Origin of the sequence: Micromonospora sp. NPDC053740, from assembly GCF_040677775.1 — a bacterium.
GTDB lineage: Bacteria > Actinomycetota > Actinomycetes > Mycobacteriales > Micromonosporaceae > Micromonospora > Micromonospora alfalfae.
The window spans coordinates 664,668-687,393 of record NZ_JBFASO010000003.1 but is presented as its reverse complement, the minus strand read 5'-3'; the positions used below and the strand labels follow the sequence as shown (position 1 = coordinate 687,393).

General features: G+C 69.6%; 18 protein-coding genes and 1 pseudogene. All 19 read right to left on the bottom strand.

The window, feature by feature from the left end; all coding sequences use genetic code 11:
- Positions 1-31: 31 nt before the first annotated feature.
- The gene (gene nuoN / locus AB0K35_RS12035) at positions 32-1,585 is read right to left on the bottom strand and encodes an NADH-quinone oxidoreductase subunit NuoN (RefSeq protein WP_238668757.1); all 1,554 of its coding nucleotides are present in this window, start codon (positions 1,583-1,585) and stop codon (positions 32-34) included.
- Between the two features lie 52 nt (positions 1,586-1,637).
- Complete coding sequence (locus AB0K35_RS12030; RefSeq protein WP_238668756.1) at positions 1,638-3,173, bottom strand: NADH-quinone oxidoreductase subunit M; 1,536 nt, start codon at positions 3,171-3,173, stop codon at positions 1,638-1,640.
- A 64-nt stretch (positions 3,174-3,237) separates the two neighbouring features.
- Positions 3,238-5,163 carry an NADH-quinone oxidoreductase subunit L gene (gene nuoL / locus AB0K35_RS12025; RefSeq protein ID WP_238668754.1) on the bottom strand — a complete coding sequence of 642 codons (1,926 nt, stop codon included), beginning with the start codon at positions 5,161-5,163 and terminating at the stop codon, positions 3,238-3,240.
- A gap of 11 nt (positions 5,164-5,174) precedes the next feature.
- Complete coding sequence (gene nuoK / locus AB0K35_RS12020) at positions 5,175-5,492, bottom strand: NADH-quinone oxidoreductase subunit NuoK (RefSeq protein ID WP_238668753.1); 318 nt, start codon at positions 5,490-5,492, stop codon at positions 5,175-5,177.
- Positions 5,492-6,262, bottom strand: coding sequence for an NADH-quinone oxidoreductase subunit J (locus tag AB0K35_RS12015; protein ID WP_238668751.1), 771 nt, complete (start codon positions 6,260-6,262; stop codon positions 5,492-5,494). Before AB0K35_RS12015 ends, nuoK begins: the two co-directional genes overlap by 1 nt.
- Positions 6,259-6,900: an NADH-quinone oxidoreductase subunit NuoI gene (gene nuoI / locus AB0K35_RS12010; RefSeq protein ID WP_091395563.1), complete on the bottom strand. Its 642-nt coding sequence runs from the start codon at positions 6,898-6,900 to the stop codon at positions 6,259-6,261. The genes AB0K35_RS12015 and nuoI overlap by 4 nt, the downstream gene beginning before the upstream one ends.
- Position 6,901: 1 nt before the next feature.
- Positions 6,902-8,251, bottom strand: coding sequence for an NADH-quinone oxidoreductase subunit NuoH (gene nuoH / locus AB0K35_RS12005; RefSeq protein WP_238668750.1), 1,350 nt, complete (start codon positions 8,249-8,251; stop codon positions 6,902-6,904).
- 61 nt (positions 8,252-8,312) lie between these two features.
- Entirely contained in the window at positions 8,313-10,820 is a 2,508-nt protein-coding gene (locus tag AB0K35_RS12000; RefSeq protein WP_238668749.1) for an NADH-quinone oxidoreductase subunit G, read from the bottom strand.
- A 55-nt stretch (positions 10,821-10,875) separates the two neighbouring features.
- Positions 10,876-12,192: an NADH-quinone oxidoreductase subunit NuoF gene (nuoF, locus tag AB0K35_RS11995; RefSeq protein WP_238668747.1), complete on the bottom strand. Its 1,317-nt coding sequence runs from the start codon at positions 12,190-12,192 to the stop codon at positions 10,876-10,878.
- Complete coding sequence (gene nuoE, locus AB0K35_RS11990) at positions 12,189-13,415, bottom strand: NADH-quinone oxidoreductase subunit NuoE (protein ID WP_363885116.1); 1,227 nt, start codon at positions 13,413-13,415, stop codon at positions 12,189-12,191. The genes nuoF and nuoE overlap by 4 nt, the downstream gene beginning before the upstream one ends.
- Before the next feature lie 109 nt (positions 13,416-13,524).
- The gene (locus AB0K35_RS11985; protein WP_238668744.1) at positions 13,525-14,850 is read right to left on the bottom strand and encodes an NADH-quinone oxidoreductase subunit D; all 1,326 of its coding nucleotides are present in this window, start codon (positions 14,848-14,850) and stop codon (positions 13,525-13,527) included.
- Between the two features lie 55 nt (positions 14,851-14,905).
- On the bottom strand, positions 14,906-15,643 hold the full coding sequence (locus AB0K35_RS11980; protein WP_112620361.1) for an NADH-quinone oxidoreductase subunit C: 738 nt from the start codon (positions 15,641-15,643) through the stop codon (positions 14,906-14,908).
- The gene (locus tag AB0K35_RS11975; protein ID WP_238668742.1) at positions 15,640-16,317 is read right to left on the bottom strand and encodes an NADH-quinone oxidoreductase subunit B; all 678 of its coding nucleotides are present in this window, start codon (positions 16,315-16,317) and stop codon (positions 15,640-15,642) included. Before AB0K35_RS11975 ends, AB0K35_RS11980 begins: the two co-directional genes overlap by 4 nt.
- 14 nt (positions 16,318-16,331) lie before the next feature.
- The gene (locus tag AB0K35_RS11970) at positions 16,332-16,697 is read right to left on the bottom strand and encodes an NADH-quinone oxidoreductase subunit A (RefSeq protein WP_007454588.1); all 366 of its coding nucleotides are present in this window, start codon (positions 16,695-16,697) and stop codon (positions 16,332-16,334) included.
- Between the two features lie 135 nt (positions 16,698-16,832).
- Complete coding sequence (locus AB0K35_RS11965; RefSeq protein ID WP_238668741.1) at positions 16,833-18,110, bottom strand: geranylgeranyl reductase family protein; 1,278 nt, start codon at positions 18,108-18,110, stop codon at positions 16,833-16,835.
- Positions 18,111-18,250: 140 nt separating this feature from the next.
- Positions 18,251-18,475, bottom strand: coding sequence for a hypothetical protein (locus tag AB0K35_RS11960; RefSeq protein ID WP_091395588.1), 225 nt, complete (start codon positions 18,473-18,475; stop codon positions 18,251-18,253).
- Between the two features lie 87 nt (positions 18,476-18,562).
- On the bottom strand, positions 18,563-19,273 hold the full coding sequence (locus tag AB0K35_RS11955; protein WP_363885113.1) for a demethylmenaquinone methyltransferase: 711 nt from the start codon (positions 19,271-19,273) through the stop codon (positions 18,563-18,565).
- Between the two features lie 738 nt (positions 19,274-20,011).
- Positions 20,012-21,097 (bottom strand): annotated as a pseudogene (locus tag AB0K35_RS11950) (cell wall anchor protein); the annotation flags it as partial.
- A 374-nt stretch (positions 21,098-21,471) separates the two neighbouring features.
- The gene (gene mqnC / locus AB0K35_RS11945) at positions 21,472-22,662 is read right to left on the bottom strand and encodes a cyclic dehypoxanthinyl futalosine synthase (protein WP_238668738.1); all 1,191 of its coding nucleotides are present in this window, start codon (positions 22,660-22,662) and stop codon (positions 21,472-21,474) included.
- Positions 22,663-22,726: the final 64 nt, after the last annotated feature.

The following is a 22,726-nucleotide window of genomic DNA, read 5'->3' as shown; positions in this document are numbered from 1 at the left end:
CACGCGCCGACCCCGGTGATCGATCCTTCGGTCATCGAACAAATTCGGCGGCTCCGGCAGCCAGATCGAGCAGCGGCGCCGGTGCGACACCCAACACCAGGGTCGCCAGCACACCGATCATCAGCGCGGCGGAGGTGAGCCCACCGGGCACCGTGACGGTCGGGGTCGACTCGCCCGGCTCGGAGAGCCACATCATCACCACGACCCGCAGGTACGGGAACGCGAGAATCATGCTGGTCAGCACACCGGCGATCACCAGCCAGGCCTGGCCACCCTCCAGCGCCGGCCCGAAGATGGCGAACTTGCTGGTGAAGCCGCTGGTCAGCGGAATACCGGCGAAGGCGAGCAGGATGAACGTGAACAGCGCGGCGAAGAACGGCGACCGACGGCCCAGCCCGGCCCAGCGGGACAGGTGGGTGGCCTCGCCGTCGTCGTCGCGTACCAACGTCACCACGGCGAACGCGGCGAGCACCGAGAAGCCGTACGCGACCAGGTAGAACATCGTGCCGGCCAGCCCGTCGCGGCTCGGCGCCAGCACACCGACCAGCAGGTAGCCGGCGTTGGCGATCGAGGAGTACGCGAGCAGCCGCTTGATGTCGGTCTGGGTGACCGCGAGCACCGCACCCACCAGCATGGTCAGCACCGCCACCGCGCCCAGGACCGGCGTGAAGTCCCAGTTGGCGTCGGCGAACGCGACCTGGAAGACGCGCAGCAGGGCACCGAACGCGGCGACCTTGGTGCAGGCCGCCATGAACCCGGTGACCGGGGTCGGAGCGCCCTGGTAGACGTCCGGGGTCCAGACGTGGAACGGGGCCGCCGCGGCCTTGAAGAGCAGACCGATGGCGAGCAGCGCCATGCCGGCGAAGAGCAGCACCGGGCTGGCCGGCGACTCGCCCACCGCCGCGTGGATGGTGGCGAAGTCGACGCCGGACGGGCGACCCGGGATGCCGGCGGTGAAGCCGTAGATCAGGGCCACACCGAACAGGAAGAACGCCGAGGCGTACGCGCCGAGCAGGAAGTACTTCATCGCCGCCTCCTGGCTCAGCAGACGCCGGCGACGGGCCAGCGCGCAGAGCAGGTAGAGCGGCAGGGAGAAGACCTCGAGTGCGATGAACATGGTCAGCAGGTCGTTCGCCGCCACGAAGATCAGCATGCCGCCGATAGCGAACGTGGTCAGCGGGTAGACCTCGGTGAGGCCGTTGCGCCCCTCGGCCTGCCGCCGGTCGTCGGCCGACTCCGCGGTCACCGCGGCCTGGGCGACGAACGCCCCGCCCCGCTCGACCGAGCGGTCACCGATCAGCAGCAGCGCCATCGCGGCCAGCACCAGGATCGCGCCCTGGAGGAAGAGCGTCGGCCCGTCGATCGCGAGCGCCTGACCCGCGGTGATGATCCGCTCATCGGCGCTGAGGACCACCATGGTCAGTGCCGCGAGCACCGCGAGCAGCGCCAGCGTCAACTGCACCACGTGCCGCCAGCGACGAGGCACCAGGGCCTCGACCAGCACGCCGAGCAACGCCGTACCCAGCATGATCAGGATCGGAGAGATCGCCGCGTAGTCGATCGACGGCAGCTTCAACTCGGTCACGGTGCCGACCTTTCGTTCGCGACTGCGGGGCTCGCAAGCTCACTCCTCGCGCTCACCGAGCCGCCTCCTGGACGGTGCCGCCCACGGACGGCGCCGGGTCGGTTCTGCCGATGTCGTCCATTGTCGCCTGGACGGCGGGGTTGATCACGTCAGTGACCGGCTTGGGGAAGAAGCCGAGCAGCACGATCAGCGCGATCAGCGGGGCGACGACCACCTTCTCGCGCAGGTTGAGGTCGCGGCGCATGCCGTCGACCTCGGTCAGCGCCGGGTTGAGGGTGCCCTGGGTGGTGCGCTGCACCATCCACAGCACGTACGCGGCGGCCAGGATGATGCCGAGCGTGGCGATGACCGCTACCGGCTTGTTCACAGTGAAGGTGCCGATCAGCACCAGGAACTCGGAGATGAACGGCGCCGTGCCGGGCAGCGCGAGCGAGGCGAGACCGGCGAAGAAGAGCACCCCGGCGAGCAACGGGACCAGCTTGCCGGCACCACCGAAGTCGCTGATCAGCGACGAGCCCCGCCGGGAGATCAGCATGCCCACCACCAGGAAGAGCAGGCCGGTGGCCAGCCCGTGGTTGAGCATGTAGAGCACCGCGCCGGTGCCGGCCTGGGTGGTGAAGGCGAAGATGCCCACGCCGATGAAGCCGAAGTGCGCGATCGAGGTGTACGACACCAGCCGCTTGAGGTCGTTCTGGCCGACCGCCAGCAGCGCGGCGTAGACGATGCCGATCACGCCCAGGGCCAGCGCCCACGGCGCGAACCACTTCGACGCCTCGGGGAACAGCGGCAGGCAGTAGCGCAGGATGCCGAACGTGCCGACCTTGTCCAGCACGCCGACCAGCAGCGCCGCCGCGCCCGCCGGGGCAGCGCCACCGGCGTCGGGCAACCAGGTGTGGAACGGGAAGAACGGCGCCTTGATGGCGAACGCGAGGAAGAAGCCGAGGAACAGCCACCGCTCGGTGCCGGTGCTGATGTCGACCTGCGACAGCGCCTGCCAGTCGAAGGTCTTTCCGCCGACCACCCACAGGCCGATCACCGCGGCCAGCATGAACAGACCGCCGACGAGCGAGTAGAGGAAGAACTTCACCGCCGCGTACTGCCGCTGGTGGCCGCCGTAGCTGCCGATGAGGAAGTACATCGGCACCAGCATGACCTCGAAGAACACGTAGAACAGGAACACGTCGGCGGCCGCGAAGACGCCGATCATCGTGCACTCGAGGACCAGCAGCAGCGCGAAGTAGACGGGCACCGACCGCTTCGACGACTCGGCGTCGTGCCAGGACGCCAGGATCACCAGCGGCACCAGCACCGCGATCAGCATCAGCATCACCAGCGCGATGCCGTCGGCGGCGAAGGTGAAGCTGACCCCCCAGTTCGGAATCCACGAGTACGACTCGTGGAACTGGAACCGCTGGCCGCCGGCCTTGAAGCTGACCCACATCACCACCGAGAGCACCAGCACGAGCAGCGACCAGGCGAACGCCACCTGCTTTGCCAGCTCCGGGCGGTGGCGCGGCAGGAAGGCCACCACCAGGGCGCCCACCAGCGGCGCCACGGTGAGCACCGAGAGGAACGGGAAGTTGGACATTATGCGGCCTTACCTCCGTCGTGGATGCGTGGTCCGCCGGCGGGGGCGGGCGTATTGAGGTCGATCACGCCAACCACCCCGCCTGCACCGCCAGGAACGCCGCCATCACCAGCAGCGCACCGGCCAGGATCGAGGTGGCGTACGAGCGGACAAAGCCGGTCTGCATCCGGCGGAGGCGGCCCGAGCCCCCGCCGACCGCGGCGGCGAGCCCGTTGACGAGCCCGTCGATGCCCCGGTTGTCGAGGTACACCAGCGCCCGGGTGAGGAAGATGCCCGGCTTCTCGAAGACCGCCTCGTTGACCGTGTCGGTGTAGAGGTTGCGCCGGGCGGCGGTGACCAGCACCCCGGCCGGCTGCGGCACGGTGGCCGTGCCGGCCCGGAAGAGGAACCAGGCGAGCCCGGCACCGAGCACTGTCACCAGCAGCGACAGGATGGTGATCACGGTGTGCGAGAGGACCGCCGCGTGCTCCGCGTGCTCGCCGCCCAGCCCGGCGGTCTCCGTCAGCCAGTCCGGAACGGACGTGGCGAGCAGGAAGCCGGCGCCGACCGACCCGACGGCCAGCAGGATCAGCGGGATGGTCATCAGCTTCGGCGACTCGTGCGGGTGCTCGATGTCCTCGGTCCACCGCTGCGGCCCGTGGAACGTGAGCACGAACAGCCGCGTCATGTAGAACGCGGTGAGCCCGGCGCCGAGCAGTGCCGCACCGCCGAAGAGCCAGGCGGTCCAGTCCTCCCGCTCGAAGGCGGCCACGATGATCGGCTCCTTCGAGAAGAAGCCGGAGAAGGGGAACATGCCGATGATGGCCAGCCAGCCCATCATGAAGGTCAACCAGGTGATCTTCATGTACTTGGACAGTCCACCGAAGCGGCGGATGTCGACCTGGTCCTTCATTCCGTGCATGACCGAGCCGGCGCCGAGGAACATGTTGGCCTTGAAGAAGCCGTGCGCCAGCAGGTGCACGATGGCCAGCGCGTAGGCCGCGCCGCCGAGGCCGACACCGAGGAACATGTAACCGATCTGGCTCACCGTCGACCAGGCCAGCACCCGCTTGATGTCGTCCTTGGCCGCGCCGATGATGCAGCCGATCAGCAGGGTGAGCGCGCCGACGCTGACCACCACGAGTTGCAGCGTCGAGTTGGCCGAGAAGATCGGGTTGGACCGGGCGATCAGGTAGACGCCAGCGGTGACCATCGTGGCGGCGTGGATGAGCGCCGACACCGGGGTCGGGCCCTCCATCGCGTCCGGCAACCATGCCTGGAGCGGGAACTGACCGGACTTGCCGGCCGCCCCGAGCAGCAGCAACAGGCCGAGGACCAGCACCGTGGTGCCGGTCAGCGCGCCGACACCGTTGAACACCTCGTCGTACTGGGTGGTGCCCACTGTGGCGAACATGATGAAGATGCCGATGGCCAGGCCGGCGTCGCCGACGCGGTTCATCAGGAACGCCTTCTTGCCGGCGGTGGCCGCGCTCGGCCGGTCGGTCCAGAAGGAGATCAGCAGGTACGACGCCAGACCGACGCCCTCCCAGCCGAAGTACAGCATCACGTAGTTGTTGCCGAGCACCAGCAGCAGCATCGCCGCGACGAACAGGTTGAAGTACGCGAAGAACCGACGACGGCCCGCGTCGTGCGACATGTACTCCACCGCGTACAGGTGGATCAGGAAACCCACCCCGGTGATCAGCAGTACGAAGACCGCGGCCAGCGGGTCGAAGAGCAGGCCGAAGTCGACGCGCAGATCACCGACAGCGATGAAGTCCCAGAGGCTCAGCTCGACCGACTTGTTCTCCAGGCCACGCAGCTGGAAGAAGAAGCTCAGGCCGAGCACGAACGCGGCGCCGATGGCGGCGACGCCCAACCAGTGCCCCCAGCGGTCGGCCCGGCGGCCGAGCAGCAGCAGGATGGCCGCGCTGACCAGCGGGATCGCCACCAGCAGCCAAACGCCCCCGAGTAGCCCCGTGGCCTGGGCGTATTCCACAGTCTCTTCCACCGGTGGACCCCTCAGTACTTCAGCAGGTTGGCGTCGTCGACACTCGCCGAGCGTCGCGTCCGGAAGATGGACATGATGATCGCGAGCCCGACCACGACCTCGGCCGCCGCCACCACCATCACGAAGAACGCCATGATCTGGCCGTTGAGGTCACCGTTGATCCGGCTGAAGGTGACCAGAGTCAGGTTGGCCGCGTTGAGCATCAGCTCCACGCACATGAACAGCACGAGCGCGTTGCGCCGGACCAGCACCCCGGCGGCGCCGATGGTGAACAGCACCGCGGCGAGCACGAGGTAGTAGGTCGGCTCGACCGAGAAGAACGTCTCCATTATTTGTCCGTCCCCTTCAGCGAGGTCTCCTCGGCGGTCAGCTCGCGCTGCGGAAGGATCGCCGGAGTGCTGCGGTCGGTCAGGCGGCCGTCGGGCAGCCGGGCCGGGGTGGCCACCGAGGAGGAGGTCGCGAAGACGCCGGGGCCCGGCTTCGGGCCGGGGTAGTTACCCGGGGCGAAGCGTGCCTTCATTGTCGACACCTGGTCGATCTTGTCCTGCTTACGCCGCTCGACGTGGGCCAGCACCATGGCACCGACCGCCGCGGTGATCAGCAGCGCCGAGGTCAGTTCGAACGCGAAGACGTACTTGGTGAACAGCAGCCGGGCGATGCCCTGCACGTTCCCCTCGGCATTGACCTGCTCCAGACCGACCGTGTTGGTCCGGTCCAGCGCCTGGTAGAGCCCGGTGCCGACCAGGCCGGCGAAGCCCAGGCCGAGCACGATCGCGGCGACCCGCTGGCCGCGCAGCGTCTCGATCAGCGAGTCCGTGGAGTCCCGACCGACCAGCATCAGGACGAAGAGGAAGAGCATCATGATCGCGCCGGTGTAGACGATGATCTGCACCATGCCGATGAACGGACCGGCTTGGAGGACGTAGAACACGCCCAGGCAGAGCATGGTCAGCACCAGCCACAGCGCCGAGTGCACGGCGTTGCGCGCGGCCACCATCCCGATCCCGCCGATCAGCGCGAGCGGGGCGAGGATCCAGAAGGTGACCGCCTCGCCGGTGGAGACCGAACCCGCGGCGGCGAGCACCGTAGACGTGGTCATGCTTCCTCTCCCTTGCCGGCCGCCACGCGCTGGGCGGCCTGCTCGGCGCCCGGGAACGTCACGCCGGGGTGCTCCTCGACCTTGTAGCGGCCGGGGCCCATCGGGGACGTCTCCGCACCGGCTGAGGTGCCCGGGTTGTCCAGCGCGCCGACGTAGTAGTCCTTCTCGCTGTCACCCAGCCGCATCGGGTGCGGAGGCTGCTCCATGCCCTCCAGCAACGGCGCGAGCAACTGCTCCTTGGTGAAGATCAGGTCCTGCCGGTTGTCCCGCGCCAACTCGTACTCGTTGCTCATGGTGAGCGACCGGGTCGGGCAGGCCTCAATGCACAGCCCGCAGAAGATGCAGCGGGCGTAGTTGATCTGGTAGATGCTGGCGTACCGCTCACCCGGCGAGAAGCGCTGCTCGTCGGTGTTGTCGCCACCCTCGACGTAGATCGCGTCCGCCGGGCAGGCCCAGGCGCACAGCTCGCAGCCAATGCACTTCTCCAGGCCGTCCGGGTGCCGGTTGAGGATGTGCCGCCCGTGGTAGCGCGGCGCCGACACCGGCGGCTTGAACGGGTAGTCGGTCGTGACGACCTTCCTGAACATGTGCGAGAAGGTGACACCGAATCCCTTGAACGTTCCGGTGATCGCGCCCACGTCACACCTCCCTGGAGTCCGAGCCGGCAACGATGTTGGCCGGCTCCCGCTCGGCGACCACGCGCGTGATGCGCGGGCTCGGTGGTACCTGAAGATCCATCGGTGGCAGCGGGAAGCTCCCGTGCGGCCGGTTGTCGACCTGTTCCTGCGTCGTCGGCTTCGGCTTCGGGCGCCGGCTGGGCCAGAAGATCGTGGCGATCAGCAGGATGCCGGCCGGGATGCCGACGGCGATCACCTTGCCGCGGGTGTCCCAGTCCTCGATGGAGCGCAGGCCCGACAGGACCAGGATCCAGACCAGGTTGATCGGCAGCAGCACCTTCCAGCCGAGCCGCATGAACTGGTCGTACCGCAGCCGGGGCAGCGTGCCACGCAACCACACGAAGACGAAGACCAGCGCGATCACCTTGCCGAAGAACCAGAGCATCGGCCACCAACCGGAGTTGGCGCCCTCCCAGATGGTGATCGGCCAGGGTGCTCGCCATCCGCCCAGGAACAGCGTGGTGGTGACCGCGGACATGGTCACCATCGCGACGTACTCGCTGAGCATGAAGAGCGCGAACTTCAGCGAGCTGTACTCGGTCATGAAGCCGGCGACCAGCTCGGACTCAGCCTCGGGCAGGTCGAACGGCGCCCGGTTGGTCTCACCCACCGTGGCGATGAAGAAGATGATGAAGCTCGGCAGCAGCAGGATCGCGTACCAGCCCGGCGCCGGGATGGTCTGGCCGAAGACGGTCAGCTGGGTGCCGTCGCCCTGAGCGGCGACGATCCCGCTGGTGCTCATCGTGCCGGCGGTCATGAAGACCGCCACGATGCTGAGCCCCATGGCGACCTCGTAGGAGATCATCTGGGCGCTCGACCGGAGACCACCCAGCAGCGGGTACGTCGAGCCGGAGGCCCAGCCACCTAGCACGATGCCGTAGACACCCATCGAGGAGCAGGCGAGCAGCAGCAGCACCGCCACCGGCACATCGGTGACCTGCAACGGCGTGTGGTGACCGAAGATGCTCACCATCGGGCCGAACGGCACCACCGACAGGGCGGTGACCGCGCAGATCACCGAGATGGTCGGGGCGAAGAAGTAGACGACCTTGTCGGCCGCCTTCGGGAGGATGTCCTCCTTGAAGGCCATCTTCAGGCCGTCGGCGAGGGTCTGCAGCAGGCCGAACGGGCCGACCTGGTTGGGGCCGGGCCGCACCTGCATGTAACCCACCACGCGCCGCTCGAACCAGACGCCGAGCAGGGTGGCCAGCAGACCGAAGGCGAACGCGAAGACAATCTTGCCGAGAACCAACCACCACGGATCCCGGCCGAAGTCGGCCAGCGTCGGATCCTGGGCGAGGAGGGGACTCACAGTGCCCACCTTTCGTTCGCGACTGCGGGGCTCACTCGCTGCGCTCGTTCACTCCTCGCGCTCACTGGTTACCCCCGGAGTTGAGGAGCGGACCCGGGAGACCGGTCTCGTCGGCCGCCACGCGTCCGGCCGGGATGGCCGTACTCGGTGCGGGAACGGAGATCCGGACGACCGCGCCGGACGTCGCCCCGAGGCTGCGCCGCACGGTCGAGCCGGGTGAGTTGGTCGGCAGCCAGACCACGCCGTCCGGCATCTCGGTGAGTTCCGCCGGCAGGGTCAGCGCCCCGCGGTCGGTGCCGACAGTGACCGCGTCACCGTCGACCACACCGAGAGCCTCGGCGGTGCCCTTACCCAGCCGGACCACCGGCGGACGGGCGGTCCCGGCGAGGTTCTCGTCGCCCTCGGTCAGGGTGCCGAGGTCCACCAGCTGGTGCCAGGTGGCCAGCACGGCCTCCCCGGCGTTCGGCTGCGGCACCCGGCCCGGTGCGACAGACGGCGCGGACGGGCGGGACATCCGCGTCGCCGGCAGCGTGCCCAGCTCACGACGCACGCTCAGCACATCGGCCGTGCCGAGGCGCACGTCGAGCAGGGCGGCCAGCGCGTCGAGCACCCGGCCGTCGGTCATCGCTGCGGTGTTCAGCACCGCCTCGAACGGGCGCAGCCGGCCCTCCCAGTCCAGGAAGCTTCCGGCCTTCTCGGCCACCGGGGCGACCGGCAGGACCACGTTCGCCCGCCGGGTCACCGCGCTGGCGCGCAGTTCGAGGCTGACCAGGAACGGCACCGCGTCCAGGGCGGACTCGGCCAGGCGCGGGTCGGCCAGGTCGGCCGGGTCGACACCGCCGACGACCAGTGCGCCGAGCTGCCCGTTGGCGGCCGCGGTCAGGATGCCGTCGGTGTCCCGACCGGCCTGGCTCGGGATCACCCCGGCCGGGATGTCCCACGCCTCACCCAGCTCGGCCCTGGCGGCCGGCTCGGTCACCAGGCGTCCACCGGGGAGCAGGTTGGGCAGGCAGCCGGCGTCCACCGCGCCGCGGTCACCCGCGCGCCGCGGCACCCAGGCCAGCTTCGCGCCGGTACGCCGGGCCACGTCGGCAGCGGCGGAGAGCCCACCCGGCACGGAGGCCAACCGCTCGCCGACGATCAGGATCGCGCCCGGTGCGCTCAGCGCCTCGCTGACGGTGGCGTGCTCGGCGAGCACGCTGGCCTCCTCGCCCGGCACCACCCGGGCCAGCTTGGCACCGAGCTTCTCCAGGCCGCGGGTGGCGAAGGGCGCCAGCGCGTACACCGTAAGGGTCTTCTTCAGGTACGCCTTGCGCAGCCGCAGGAAGAGGATCGGGCACTCCTCCTCGGGCTCCAGGCCCACCAGCACCACCGCTGGCGCGTTCTCCACGTCGGTGTAGGTGACGTCGGTGACCCCGGCGACCGAGCTGGCCAGGAAGTCGGCCTCCTCGCGGGAGACCGGCCGGGCCCGGAAGTCGATGTCGTTGGTGTTCAACGCGACCCGGGCGAACTTGGCGTAGGCGTACGCGTCCTCGACTGTCAGCCGACCGCCGGTGAGCACGGCAGTGCCCTGCCCGCTCTCCCGAGCGATGTGCAGCCCCTCGGCGGCGACGGTGAGCGCCTCGCTCCAGGACGCCTCGCGCAGCTCACCGGTGTGCTCGTCGCGGACCAGCGGAGTGGTCAGCCGGTCGGCGGCCCGGGTGTACTGGAAGCCCCAGCGACCCTTGTCGCAGTTCCACTCCTCGTTGACCTGCGGCTCGTCGCCGGCCAGCCGGCGCAGCACCTTGCCGCGCCGCCAGTCGGTGCGCTGCCCGCAGCCCGCCGAGCAGTGCTCGCAGACGCTCGGGCTGGAGACCAGGTCGAACGGGCGGGCGCGGAAGCGGTACTGGGCACCGGTCAGCGCACCCACCGGGCAGATCTGCACCGTGTTGCCGGAGAAGTAGGAGTTGAACGGGACGTCGCCGGCGTCACCCTCTTCGCCGTACGCGTCGTCCCGGTAGATGTTGATCTCCTCGGCGGACGACCGGCCCATCAGGTCGATGAACTTGTCGCCGGCGATCTCCTCGGAGAACCGGGTGCACCGCTGGCAGAGCACGCAACGCTCGCGGTCCAGCAGCACCTGGCTGCTGATCGCCATCGGCTTCTCGTACTCCCGCTTGTGCTCGTGGAAGCGCGAGTCGGTGCGGCCGGTGGACATCGCCTGGTTCTGGAGCGGGCACTCGCCGCCCTTGTCACACATCGGGCAGTCCAGCGGGTGGTTGAGCAGCAGCAGCTCCATCACCCCCTCCTGCGCCTTCTTGGCGACCGGGGAGGTGATCTGGGTACGCACGACCATGCCGTCGGCGACGGTCTGGGTGCAGGAGGCGACCGGCTTGCGCTGCCCCTCCACCTCGACCAGGCACTGCCGGCACGCGCCGGCCGGGGCCAGCAGCGGGTGGTCGCAGAACCGGGGGATCTCGGTGCCCATCTGCTCGGCGACCCGGATCAGCAGCGTCCCCTTGGGGGCGGTGACCTCGACGCCGTCGATGGTGAGGGTGACGGTCTCGGTCTGCTTGGCTACGTCGGTCATCAGAGTCGCCTTCCATTCGCGACTGCGGGACTCGCAAGCTCATTCCTCGCGCTCATCAGTGCGCCCCTACCAGGGTCTTCTCCGACAGCTTGGGTGCGGTCCGACCCTCGATGTAGTCGAGGTAGTCCTGCTTGAAGTACTGCAGCGAGGAGGTCACCGAGCTGGTCGCGCCGTCACCCAGGCCGCAGAACGAGCGGCCGAGGATGTTGTCGCAGGTGTCCAGCAGGGTGTCCAGGTCTTCGTGGGTGCCTTGACCGGCGAGGATCCGCCGGTAGACCCGGACCATCCAGTAGTTGCCCTCACGGCACGGGGTGCACTTGCCGCACGACTCGTGGTGGTAGAACTCCAACCACCGGTACGTCGCGTAGACCGGGCAGTCCTGGTCGGAGAAGATCTGCGTGGCGGTGGTGCCCAGGATCGAGCCGGCCGCCGCCACCCCCTCGAAGTCCAGTGGCACGTCCAGGTGCTCGGCGGCGAGCAGCGGGGTGGACGAGCCGCCCGGGGTCCAGAACCGGAGGTTGTGGCCGGGCTGCATGCCACCGGCCAGCTCCAGCAGCTCGCGCAGCGTGACACCCATCGAGCACTCGTACTGGCCCGGGTTGACGACCCGGCCGGAGAGCGAGTAGATCATCGGCCCGGAGGACTTCTCGGTGCCCATGCTCTTCCACCAGTCGGCCCCACCGAGCACGATCGGCGGCACGCTGGCGATGGTGCCGACGTTGTTCACCACAGTCGGGCTCGCGTACAGGCCGTGGGTGGCCGGGAACGGCGGGCGCAGCCGGGGCTGACCCCGGAACCCCTCCAGCGAGTCAAGCAGCGCCGTCTCCTCGCCGCAGATGTACGCCCCGGCGCCGGAGTGCACCACCAGCTCCAGGTCGTAGCCGCTGCGCAGGATGTTCCGGCCCAGGTAACCCTTGTCGTACGCCTCCTGGACCGCGTTGCGCAGCCGACGCGCGGCGTGCACCGCCTCGCCCCGGATGTAGATGTAGGCGCGGGCGGCCCGGATCGCGTACGACGCGATGATGACGCCCTCGACCAGCGCGTGCGGGTCGTGGGTCATCAGCGGCAGGTCCTTGCAGGTGCCCGGCTCGCCCTCGTCGGCGTTGACCACCAGGTAGTGCGGCTTGCCGTCGCCCTGCGGAATGAAGCCCCACTTGAGGCCGGTGGGGAAGCCGGCGCCGCCTCGGCCCCGCAGCCCGGAATCCTTGATCAGCTGGATCAGGTCGTCCGGGTGGGCCTTGAGCGCCTTGCGCAGCGCGGCGTAGCCGTCCAACTGCTCGTACGTGCCGATGCGCCAGGCGTCCGGCGACAGCCAGCGCTTGGTCAGCACCGGCGTCAGCTTGGCCAGCGTCTCCGGGCGGGGAGTGGTCACTTCTGGGCCCCCGTTTCGTTCGCGTCCGCCGGTCCGGCGCCGTCGGCGTCCGTCCCAGCCTTCGCTTCGGTGAGGTTGCGCTCCTGCGCCCCGGCCTCGTCGCCGGCGGGCTTGCCGTCGCCGGCCGGCGGGTTGGCCGCCACGCCGGCGGCCTCGGCCGCCCGTGCGTCGCCAGCCTCGGGCGCGGTGCCGGTGGCGTCCGTCGGGACCTTCGTGCCACTGGCGTCCGGCGCTGCCGTGCTCGCGTCCGGTTGCCGGGTCTCGGCGGTGCGCACCTGCGGCGACTTGTCGTCCGGTGCCTTGACGTCCCGCGTGGTGCTGCCGGTGGCGTCTGCCGGCTTCGCCGGCTCAGTGGCTCCTGCCGGCTTCGCGGGCTCAGTGGCTCCTGCCGGCTTCGCGGGCTCGGCGACTGCGGCCGCCCCCGTCGGGGCGGACGCCCCGTCGCTGCCCTTGACCGGGGCCGCGCTGGCCTCGACGGGCGCCGGCTTGGCGGCCTCCGCCTTCGCTTTCGCCTCGGCGGCGGCCTTGTCGGCCTCGGCCTTGCTGCGGATCGGGGTGTTCGGGTCGAAGCCCGGCACCGAGACGCCGTGCTGCTGGGCCAACCGCAGCCCGCGCAGGGTGGGCTCACCCGGCCCGCCGTCGGCGACCGCACCGTCGCGCTCGTCGGCGAAACCGGCGAGCTGCACCGCCATCTCCTTGAGCGTGCAGAGCCGGGCACCCCGGGTCGGCATCGGCCGACCGCCGGCCCGCAACTCGTCGACCACACCGACAGCGGTGGAGGCGTCCACACCGTCGAAGAAGTCGTAGTTGACGGTCATCACCGGGCCGTAGTCGCAGGCCGCCAGGCACTCGGCGTGCTCCAGCGTGATCGTGCCGTCCGCCGTGGTCTCGTCGTGCCCGACGCCCAGGTGCTCGGCGAGGGTGTCGTAGACCTCCTGGCCACCGAGCACGTTGCACATCGTGTTGGTGCAGACGCTGACCAGGAAGTCACCGGTCGGCTTGCGCTTGTACATCGTGTAGAAGGTGGCCACCGCGCCGACCTGGGCCTTGTTCAACCCCAGCACCTCGGCGCAGAACGCGACCCCGGCCGGGGAGACGTACCCCTCCTCGGCCTGGACCAGGTGCAGCAGCGGCAGCAACGCCGAGCGGGACCGGTCCGCCGGGTAACGGGCGATGATGTCGCGCGCCCGCTCCCGGGTCTCGTCAGTGAAAGTCGTCGTCATCAGAGCCGCCTTCCGTTCGCGACTGGGCTGCCCTCTGCCCGCGACTGCGGGGCTCGCTTCGCTCGCTCCTCGCGCGTGCGGCTGGGGCTCGCAAGCTCACTCCTCGCGCTCACCTGTCACACCCGCCCATCACCGGGTCCAACGAGGCGCCGCCGGCGATCACGTCGGCGATCAGACCGCCCTCGGCCATCGCCGGGAGGGCCTGCAGGTTGACGAAGCTCGGCTCCCGGTAGTGCACCCGGTAGGGCCGGGTGCCACCGTCGGAGACCGCGTGGACGCCCAGCTCGCCGCGGGGCGCCTCGATGGCGACGTACACCTGGCCGGGCGGGACCCGGAAGCCCTCGGTCACCAGCTTGAAGTGGTGGATCAGCGACTCCATCGACTGACCCATGATCTTCGCGACGTGCTCCAGCGAGTTGCCCATGCCGTCCACGCCGATGGCGAGCTGCGCCGGCCAGGCGATCTTGCGGTCGGCGACCATCACCGGGCCCGGACGGAGCCGGTCCAGTGCCTGCTCGACCAGCTTCATCGACTCCCGGATCTCGGCGAGCCGGACCTGGTAGCGACCCCACACGTCACCGTCGGGGTGGGTCGGCACGTCGAACTCGTACGTCTCGTAGCCGCAGTAGGGCATGGTCTTGCGCAGGTCCCAGGCGAGGCCGGCGGAGCGCAGCACCGGGCCGGTGATGCCGAGCGCCACGCAACCGGTGACGTCAAGCACCGCCACGTTCTTCGTCCGCTCGGTCCAGATCGGCTGGCCGGAGAGGAGGTCCTCGTACTCCTTGAGCTTCTTCGGCATCATCTTCAGGAACTCGCGGATCTTGACGATCGCGTCGTCCGGCACGTCCTGTGCCACGCCGCCCGGCCGCACGTACGCGTGGTTCATCCGCAGGCCGGTGATGGTCTCGAAGATGTCGAGGATGTACTCCCGCTCGCGGAAGCCGTACAGCATGATCGAGATCGCGCCCAGCTCCATGCCGGTGGTGGCCAGCCAGACCAGGTGCGACGAGATCCGGTTGAGCTCCATCATCAGCACGCGGATGGTGGTGGCCCGCTCGGTGATGTCGTCGGTGATGCCGAGCAGCTTCTCGACAGCGAGGGCGTACGCCGTCTCGTTGAAGATCGGGGCGAGGTAGTCCATCCGGGTCACGAACGTCGAGCCCTGGACCCAGTTGCGGTATTCGAGGTTCTTCTCGATGCCGGTGTGCAGGTAGCCGATGACCGAACGGGCCTCGCGGACCGTCTCGCCCTCCAGCTCCAGGACCAGCCGCAGCACCCCGTGCGTGGACGGGTGCTGCGGACCCATGTTGACCACGATCCGCTCGTCGTTGATCGGGTCGGTGCCCGAGACGATCGTGTCCCAGTCCCCACCGGTGACGGTGAAGACCCGACCCTCGTCGGTTTCGCGCTCGCTGGCGTAGTTCGACGTCGTCACAGTGCCGGCCCTCCGATCGCGACTGCGGGGCTCCGCTCCGCTGCACTCCTCGCGCTCACTGGTACGACCTCCGCTCGTTCGGCGGCTGGATCTCCGCGCCCTTGTACTCGACGGGGACGCCGCCGAGCGGGTAGTCCTTCCGCTGCGGGTGGCCCTCCCAGTCGTCCGGCATGAGGATCCGGGTCAGGTTGGGGTGGCCGTCGAAGACGATGCCGAACATGTCGTACGCCTCGCGCTCCTGCCAGTCCGCCGTCGGGTAGATGGCGGTCACGCTGGGCAGGTGCGGGGCCTCGACGGAGACCGCGGCCTCCAGCCGGACCCGCCGCCGGTACGTCATCGAGGTGAGCAGGTAGACCACGTGCAACCGGCGCTCGTCGGCGCCCAGGTAGTCCGCACCGGACACCGAGGAGCACAACTCGAACCGCAGCGCCAGGTCGTCCCGCATCACCTGGCACACCTCGGCGATCCGCTCCGGGCGTACGTGCAGGGTCAGCTCACCCCGGTCGACGACAACCTTCTCGATCGCGTCGTTGAAGGCCGGGTACGCCTCCTCCAGCGCGTCGCGTACCTCGTCGAAGTAGCCCCCGTACGGCCGGGACGCCTCCTCGATGGGCTGGCGCTGGCGGACCAGGCCGCCGTAGCCGGACACGTCGCCGGTGCCCTGGTTGCCGAACATCCCGCGACCGGCCGGGCTGGCCGGCGGGAACTCGGCGGGGGCACCACTGGTGGCGCCGGCCGGCACCACCGGCAGCGGTACGCCGCCGTCGTTTGGCTTGTCCGTGGGTGACGTCATTTCGGGCCTACCTGCGGGTGGAGGTGGTTCTGAGCGTTCATCCAGTTCTCGATGCGCAGCTGCTCCTCGCGGCCCTCACGGACCGCCCGGGTCCACTCGGCGCGCCGGGACTTGTCGCTGCGGTACGAGGAGGGCATCGAGCCGTAGGGCACGATCGGAACGTCACCGCGCTCCTGGCGGGCCGCGAGCATCTTGCGGCCGTTCGGGCCCAGCGGCTCATACATGATCTTCTCGCGGAGCTTGAGGATCGCGTCGATGAGCATCTCCGGCCGGGGCGGGCAGCCGGGCAGGTACATGTCGACCGGCACCACGTGGTCGACGCCCTGCACGATCGCGTAGTTGTTGAACATGCCGCCGCTGCTGGCGCAGACGCCCATCGAGAGCACCCAGCGCGGCTCGGCCATCTGGTCGTAGATCTGGCGCAGCACCGGTGCCATCTTCTGACTCACCCGGCCGGCCACGATCATCAAATCGGCCTGCCGGGGGGACGCCCGGAAGACCTCCATGCCCCAGCGGCCCATGTCGTAGTGCGGACCACCGGCGGCCATCATCTCGATGGCGCAGCAGGCCAGGCCGAAGGTCGCGCCCCACACGGACGACTTCCGAGACCAGTTGACCAGCTTCTCCACCGAGGTGAGCAGGACGCCGGCGGGAAGCTTCTCCTCGATGCCCATCTGACGTTCCTTCCTCAGTCCCAGTCCAGGCCGCCGCGCCGCCACACGTAGGCGTACGCAACGAAGACCGCGACGATGAACAGGACCATCTCCACGAAGCCGAAGATCGGCAGAGCGTCGAACGAGACCGCCCAGGGGTAGAGGAAGATGATCTCGATGTCGAAGACGATGAAGAGCATCGCCGTCAGGTAGAACTTGATCGGGAACCGCCCGCCGCCGACCGGCTGCGGGCTGGGCTCGATGCCGCACTCGTAAGCCTCGAGTTTGGCCTTGTTGTAGCGACGGGGACCGGCGAAGCGGGCGGCGCCAACGGAAAACAGCGAGAACGCCGCGGCGAGGGCGAACAGCCCGATGATCGGTGCGTAAGGCGAGAGCGACATCGTTTTCTCCTGCTCGTCCTTCCCTGCCCTCGGTGCTTGACGAAAATCACACTATTCACGTCCCTCGCAGTGGCAGTCGGCGGGGGTCGATCTTTGTCGGCATCGGCGCCGTGACCAGCGCCGATGCCGTCCTACCTAGACGGCCGGGGCGGCCTTCGTCATCGCGTTGATGACCCGATCCATCGCATCCCCGCCGCGCGGGTCGGTCAGATTGGCCAACAGCTTGAGCACGAAACGCATCAGCGTCGGGTGCGGCATGCCGTGTTTGGTGGCGATCCGCATGATCTCGGGGCGGCCGATCAGTTTCACGAAGATGCCGCCCAGCCGGTAGTAGCCGCCGAGCCGCGCCTTCAGCTCGTTTGGGTACGCCAGCAGCGCGCGCTCGCGTTCCGGGCCGGCCGGGCGGGCGAGGGCCTGGACCATGACCTCCGCGGCCAGTTCGCCGGACTCCATCGCGTACGCGATGCCCTCACCGTTGAACGGGTTGACCATGCCGCCCGAGTCACCGACCAGCAGCACACCCCGGGTGTAGTGGGGCACCCGGTTGAAGCCCATCGGCAACGCGGCACCGAGGATCGGGCCGTCGGCGTTGGTCTCGTCGGTCATCCCCCAGTCTTCCGGGGTGTTGGCGAGCCAGTCGGTGAGCAGCCGGCGGTAGTTGGTCTTGCCGAACGCCGAGGACGAGTTGAGCACGCCGAGCCCGACGTTGACCCGCCCGTCACCGAGGCCGAAGATCCAGCCGTACCCGGGCAGCAGGTTGTCACCGCTGTCCTTGCTGCGCAGCTCCAGCCAGGACTCCAGGTAGTTGTCCTCGTGCTTGGCCGGCGAACGGTAGTAGCGGCGGACGGCCACACCGATCGGCCGGTCCTCCCGCTTGGCCAGCCCGAGCGCGAGCGGGAACCGGCCGGAGACGCCGTCCGCGGCGACGACCAGCGGGGCGTGGAAGGTGGTGGGCTCCTTGCCCGGCCCGACCTCCGCCTCGACGCCGGTGACGCGGCCATCGTCGTCGAGCACCGGGCCCAGCACGTTGACGCTGGTCCGCAGTTTCGCGCCGGCGGCCACCGCCCGCTGGGCGAGCAGGTCGTCGAAGTCCAGGCGCGTGCGCACCAGACCGTAGTTGGGGAAGCTGGCCAGCTCCGGCCAGTCCAGTTCGAGGCGCACCCCGCCGCCGATGACCCGCAGACCGCGGTTGTGCAGCCAGCCTGCCTCGGGCGAGGTGTCCACACCCATCCGGACGAGCTGGCGCACCGCGCGGGGGGTCAACCCGTCGCCGCAGACCTTCTCCCGGGGGAACTCGGTCTTCTCCAACAACAGCACCCGTACGCCGTGCCGGGCCAGGTGGTACGCGGTCGCTGACCCACCGGGACCGGCGCCCACGACAATGACGTCGGCATCGTGTTCCACCGCGGTCATTTCGCGCCTCCTCCCGCACGCTCGTGAAATGCTTCACAAGCCAGACGGGACGAGTGTATGACCGGCGTCATACCAGCGCAGGATCAGGGGTACCTAACTCGCCGATGTGACAGCTCACCACCGTCCACAGCGGTCAGGCGTCACGCCGGGCTGGAGGCGTCCAGGCCCGCATCGACCCGAATTGTCTCCGGTAGATGCTCGCGGAGCGCCCCACCCGCCGCCCGGTCCAGAGCCGCCAACACCTCGGCGACCACCTGCCGGACCTCCACCGGGTCGGCACCGGCCAACTCGCGCAACTGGGAGATGAGTTCGGCCGCGTCGTCGTCGGTGGCGGCCACCGGGTCCGCCGGGTCTGCTCCGGTCATGCGATCGAGCGTACCGGGCAAAGTGGACTAAAGACCGATATTAACGAAACCTGAATAATGTCCGTACCGGGCGGGTGCGGTACCCCGCTACTCGCGGATCCCCCGGTGCAGGGCCACCACGCCACCGGTCAGGTTGCGCCACGCCACGCGCCCCCACCCGGCCGCCGCCACCCGGCCGGCCAGCGCGGACTGCGCCGGCCAGGCCCTTACCGACTCGGCGAGATACACGTACGCCTCGGGGTTGCTCGACACAGTGCGGGCCACCGCCGGCAGCGACCGCATCAGGTACGACAGGTAGACCGTCCGGAAGACCGGATTGACCGGGGTGCTGAACTCGCAGACCACCAGCCGGCCGCCCGGCCGGGTCACCCGGGCCAACTCACGCAGCGCCGCGTCGGTGTCGTTGACGTTGCGCAGCGCAAACGAGATGGTCACCGCGTCGAAGCTGGCGTCGGCGAACGGCAGCCGCAGCGCGTCCCCCGCCAGCAGCGGCACCTCGGGCCGGACCCGCTTACCGGTGTGCAGCATGCCCAGCGACAGGTCGACCCCGACCGCGTACGCCCCGGACTGGGCCAGCTCGCGCGTCGAAACGCCGGTGCCCGCCCCCACGTCCAGGACCCGCTCACCCGGCCGCAGCCCGAGCGCCGCCCGGGTGGCCCGCCGCCAGGAACGATCCTGTCCCAGCGAGATCACCGTGTTGGTCAGGTCGTAACGCTCTGCCACGCCGTCGAACATCGCGGCGACCTCGTGCGGCTGCTTGTCCAGACTGGCGCGCTGGCCCTGCGGGGTACGGCTCACCCCCTCACTCTGCCAGCCGCCCGCCAACCCTCGTTCGCTGGGTGGGCGGCACACACCCGGTACGCGAAAGGGCGGGGTGGTCGCCCACCCCGCCCTCGCGTCGTGCCCGCGTCAGTGACAACTCGGTCAGGACGCCTCTCGCCATCGCACCCGTCGCTGGCGCGCCTCGTCTGCGCGCCGCTGGTCAGGGCACCGGTGTCAGTCGGTCGACTTCTCGTCGGTCGGCGAGACCAGGACCACCTTGCGGCGACGGGTGAGCACCAGCAGCGCCCCACCCACCAGCAGGATGATCACGCCGATGCCGCCGATCAGCCCGACCTGCACACCGGTCACCGGCAGGCCGCCACCGCCCGGGCCACCACCCGCGGAGCCACCACCGGCACCCGGCGAGGCGGTAGTGCCCGGCGTCGCCGTACCGCTGGGGATCGGCGTCGGCGTGCCCGTCGCGGTCGGCGTGGCCGTCGGCGTCTCCGTCGCTGTCGGCGTCGGCGTGGGCTTCTCCGTCGGGGTCGGGGTCGGGGTGACGGTGGGCGTCTCGGTCGGCGTGACAGTCGGCGTCGGCGTGACCGTCGGCGTCTCGGTCGGGGTGACAGTCGGCGTCGGCGACTCGGTCGGCGTGACCGTCGGCGTCGGCGTCGGCGTCTCCGTCGGAGTGACAGTCGGCGTCGGCATCGGCGACTCGGTCGGGGTGACAGTCGGCGTCGGGGTCGGCGTCTCCGTCGGGGTCGGCGACTCCGTCGGCGTGACAGTCGGCGTCGGCGTCGGCGACTCGGTCGGGGTGGCCGTCGGCGTCGGGGTCGGCGACTCGGTCGGGGTGACAGTGGGCGTCGGCGTCGGGTCGACGGCCAGGTCGACGAAGACGTCGAAGATCGCCTGGTTGTCGCCCTCGTCGATCTCGGTGAAAGCCTTCCGCTGGGCGGTGTTGGCCCGCCGCGGCTGCTCCTCGGGCCTGCCGGCTGCCACGTCCAGGCCGTGCGCCACCAGCTCGCCGACCCGCAGCACGGGCTCGGTGACGTCCTTGCCGACTGTCACCTTGATGTCCGCGGTGTAGTAGTCGCCGGGCCGGATCACCGCGCCGTCGTCCTGGCAGAGCGCCTGAGCGACGCCGAAGGTCTGCGTGGTGCACGTGTCCGGCAGGGTGTCGAAGGTGACGCCCGCCGGGAGGGTCAACACGTAGGCGAGGCCGGTGGCCTTGCGGCTGCCGTCGTTGTAGACCGCCCAGTCGACCGGCACCGTCTCGCCCGGCCGCACCGGCCGAAGGTCGGGGTCGTCGCCGTTGACGCCGTTCACCACGACGTTCGCGTTGACGTCCTGCACCCAACTGGTCAGGTCGTATCCGGGCTCGGTGACGGTGATGTCGTGCTCGACCTTGTTGTCGTCCTCGTTCGGGTCCTCGGTGGCCGAGCGGATGGTGACCACCAGAGTGCCGGCGTCACCCTTGCCACCGGTGGAGAAGATCGGGATACCGAAGTCCTCGCTGGTGCCGGCGGCCAGGTCGCCGAGGCGGCAGGTGAACTTCTTGCCGTTCACCCGGCAACCGTCGGGCACCACGACCCGTACCTTGTTCGTCTTCAGCTTGCTGGTGTCCACTGTGTAACTGACACCCTTGGCGTCTTCCTTGCTCCGGGTGTTGTCGACCGAGAACTTGAACGGCTTGCTCTTGGCCTCCGTCACACCCTTGGCCAGGTTGTAGCTGAGCGGCACCAGGGCCAGGTCGGCCTCCTCGGCCGCCAGCACTGGAGCGGCCACGGCGGCGATGCCGCCGGCCGCGAGCAGCGCCACGACACTGGCGCGTACCAGCGTCGAGCGGTGGAACGCTGTCATCAGTCCCCCGGGGGTAGGGAAGAAAGAATGGTTGCGGAACGAGCGGACGTTATCGGAGGCCGATCTGCCACGCCAGCAGGCGGAGCCGTTTTCATCCGTCCGGTCCGAGCTGGGCAGACAGTACGGGCGGGATGGTCACCCATCCCGCCCGTACTGCCGTGCGTTATATGAACGACCCGCAGCGGGCCGATGGAGGACAGCCTCTTCCGTCGATGGTGGCGACGGATATGAGCCGGGACGCTAGCCGCCGACGATCATCTCCACCAGCCCCGCACCGGAGAGGCTGACGCTGCGGCGGCGGGGACCACCCGTACCGCCGGGGTGATCCGGCGGGAGCATGAGCGTCGATCAGCCGAACGGCCGGGTGCCGACAGTCAGCTGACGTCCACCAGGGGCAGGGATCGACCCGCGCCGCCGCCGGGCAGCGCGATCGAGGAGAAGTGCGAGACCACCCGCTCATCGGTCGGGTCGTCGGCCGGCGTGTGGTGCACGGCGAGCCGGTTGTAGAGGGTGTCGCGCTGCGCCGGGATCCGGTCCGCCGAGCGGATCATGCCGATCAGCTCGTGCAGGTTGGAGCGGTGCCGGGCACCGGCGGAGGAGATGACGTTCTCCTCCAGCATGATCGAGCCGAGGTCGTCCACGCCCATGTGCAGCGCGAGCTGCCCGACGTCCTTGCCGGTGGTCAACCAGGACGCCTGCAGGTGCGGCACGGTCTCGAAGAAGAGCCGGGCCACCGCGACCAGCCGCAGGTATTCCAGGGTGGTCGCCTGGGTGCGGCCCTTGAGGTGGTTGTTCTCCGGCTGGTACGTCCACGGAATGAAGGACCGGAAACCGCGGGTGCGGTCCTGCACGTCACGGATCATGCGCAGGTGCTCGATCCGCTCGGCGTGCGTCTCGCCGGTGCCCATCATCATGGTGGCGGTCGACTCGATGCCCTGCCGGTGGGCCAGCTCCATGACCTCCAGCCAGCGCTCGCCCGACTCCTTGAGCGGGGCGATCGCCTTGCGGGGCCGCTCGGGCAGCATCTCCGCGCCGGCGCCGGCGATCGAGTCCAGCCCGGCGGTCTTGATCCGGGCGATGGCCTCGTCCAGGCTCACCCCGGAGACCTTGGCCATGTGCAGGATCTCGCTGGGGCCGATCGAGTGGATGACCAACTGCGGGTACGCCTGCTTGACCGAGGAGAACAGCTCCTCGTAGTACTCCACGCCGTAGTCCGGGTGGTGCCCGCCCTGGAGCATCACCTGGGTGGCGCCCAGCTCGACCGCCTCGCCGCAGCGGCGCAGGATCTCCTCGGTCGGGTGGGTCCACCCTTCCGTGTGCTTGGGCGCCCGGTAGAACGCGCAGAACTTGCACGCCGTCACGCAGACGTTCGTGTAGTTGATGTTGCGGTCGATCAGGTAGGTGACGACGTTGTCCGGGTAGCGCCGCCGACGCACCGCGTCCGCCGCCTCGCCCAACGCGTGGAAGGGCGCCTCGGTGTAGAGCAGCAGCGCCTCCTCGGGCGTGATCCGCCCGCCGTCAGCGCCACGCTGCAGGATGTCGTCGATCTCCCGGCTCACCGTCACACCCCGAGCCTACGTCGGCCCACCCGACTCGACCGCCGGACCCCGCTGGGTGCGGCACGTCCCA

Bases quoted from the DNA above. Each gene is read 5' to 3' on its own strand.
- AB0K35_RS12015 (WP_238668751.1), bottom strand. From the start codon at position 6,262: ATGACCACGTCTACGGTGCTCGCCGCCGCGGGTTCGGTCTCCACCGGC.
- AB0K35_RS11970 (WP_007454588.1), bottom strand. From the start codon at position 16,697: ATGTCGCTCTCGCCTTACGCACCGATCATCGGGCTGTTCGCCCTCGCC.
- AB0K35_RS12000 (WP_238668749.1), bottom strand. From the start codon at position 10,820: ATGACCGACGTAGCCAAGCAGACCGAGACCGTCACCCTCACCATCGAC.
- AB0K35_RS11965 (WP_238668741.1), bottom strand. From the start codon at position 18,110: ATGACCGCGGTGGAACACGATGCCGACGTCATTGTCGTGGGCGCCGGT.
- nuoE (WP_363885116.1), bottom strand. From the start codon at position 13,415: ATGACGACGACTTTCACTGACGAGACCCGGGAGCGGGCGCGCGACATC.
- AB0K35_RS11975 (WP_238668742.1), bottom strand. From the start codon at position 16,317: ATGGGCATCGAGGAGAAGCTTCCCGCCGGCGTCCTGCTCACCTCGGTG.
- AB0K35_RS11960 (WP_091395588.1), bottom strand. From the start codon at position 18,475: ATGACCGGAGCAGACCCGGCGGACCCGGTGGCCGCCACCGACGACGAC.
- AB0K35_RS12030 (WP_238668756.1), bottom strand. From the start codon at position 3,173: ATGTCCAACTTCCCGTTCCTCTCGGTGCTCACCGTGGCGCCGCTGGTG.
- AB0K35_RS11980 (WP_112620361.1), bottom strand. From the start codon at position 15,643: ATGACGTCACCCACGGACAAGCCAAACGACGGCGGCGTACCGCTGCCG.
- nuoK (WP_238668753.1), bottom strand. From the start codon at position 5,492: ATGGAGACGTTCTTCTCGGTCGAGCCGACCTACTACCTCGTGCTCGCC.